Source organism: Pseudomonas sp. SDO5532_S415 (assembly GCF_054071155.1).
The window spans coordinates 1-1,372 of the sequence record NZ_JBSVWS010000357.1 but is presented as its reverse complement, the minus strand read 5'-3'; the positions used below and the strand labels follow the sequence as shown (position 1 = coordinate 1,372).

The following is a 1,372-nucleotide window of genomic DNA, read 5'->3' as shown; positions in this document are numbered from 1 at the left end:
GGTACGCGGTTCACTGTGGGAGCGAGCCTGCTCGCGAAGGGGCCGGACCAGACAATACATATATTGGTCAGTTATCGGCCCGCTGCCCCACCAGGCTATCCACCGACGGCACCCGCGTATCACTCTCCATCTGGGTATCGTGTTCAATCTGGTGGCTGAAGCGATCAAGAGAACCCGTGGCCGGTTGCGCATCGCTGGCGAATACCGGCGGGCTCAGGATGTAGGCGCCGAGCAGGCGGCTGAGGGCGGCGAGGCTGTCGATGTGGGTGCGTTCGTAGCCGTGGGTCGCATCGCAGCCGAAGGCGAGCAGGGCGGTGCGGATGTCATGGCCGGCGGTGACCGCCGAGTGGGCATCGCTGAAATAGTAGCGGAACAGGTCGCGGCGCACCGGCAACTCGTTGTCGCTGGCCAGGCGCAGCAGATGCCGCGACAAGTGATAGTCATACGGCCCGCCGGAGTCCTGCATCGCAATGCTCACGGCATGTTCGCTCGAATGCTGGCCGGGCGCGACCGGCGCAATGTCGATGCCGACGAATTCGCTGACGTCCCATGGCAGCGCGGCCGCTGCGCCACTCCCGGTTTCCTCGGTGATGGTGAACAGCGGGTGACAGTCGATCAGCAATTGTTCACCGCTGTCGACGATGGCTTTCAATGCTGCCAGCAACGCCGCGACACCCGCCTTGTCGTCCAGGTGACGGGCGCTGATGTGGCCACTTTCGGTGAACTCCGGCAAGGGGTCGAAAGCGACGAAGTCGCCAACGCTGATCCCCAGTGAATCGCAATCGGCACGTGTCGCGCAGTAGGCGTCCAGGCGCAACTCGACATGATCCCAACTGATCGGCATTTCATCCACGGCGGTGTTGAACGCGTGCCCGGACGCCATCAGCGGCAACACGCTGCCACGGATCACACCGTTGTCGGTGAACAGGCTCACCCGGCTGCCTTCGGCAAAACGACTGGACCAGCAACCCACCGGTGCGAGGGTCAGACGGCCGTTGTCCTTTACCGCACGCACGGCCGCGCCGATGGTGTCCAGGTGAGCCGACACGGCGCGGTCGGGGCTGTTCTTTTTGCCCTTGAGGGTGGCACGGATGGTACCGCGACGGGTCATCTCGAACGGAATGCCCAACTCTTCAAGTCGCTCGGCGACATAGCGCACGATGGTGTCGGTGAAACCGGTGGGGCTGGGAATGGCGAGCATCTCCAGCAGGACTTTTTGCAGGTAGGTCAGGTCCGGTTCGGGATATTTAATGGTCATGGAAACTCCTGATGGGTTGAGGGCATCGATGGTTTCGATGAGGAGGAAATTCGTTGCCTGCCAGACCGCCTTCGCGAGCAGGCTCGCTCCCACAGGGGGACGCGATTAACTGTG

1 protein-coding gene is annotated in these 1,372 nt (G+C 62.8%); it reads right to left on the bottom strand.

The genetic code is table 11. The annotated features are described in order from the left end of the window. Positions 1-67: 67 nt before the first annotated feature. Positions 68-1,258 (bottom strand): osmoprotectant NAGGN system M42 family peptidase, encoded by a 1,191-nt coding sequence (locus ACW9HW_RS30070; protein ID WP_095196467.1) that lies wholly within the window; start codon positions 1,256-1,258, stop codon positions 68-70. Positions 1,259-1,372: the final 114 nt, after the last annotated feature.

What these genes read in the sequence shown, in the direction of transcription:
- ACW9HW_RS30070 (WP_095196467.1), bottom strand. Translation starts at nt 1,258, where the DNA reads ATGACCATTAAATATCCCGAACCGGACCTGACCTACCTGCAAAAAGTC.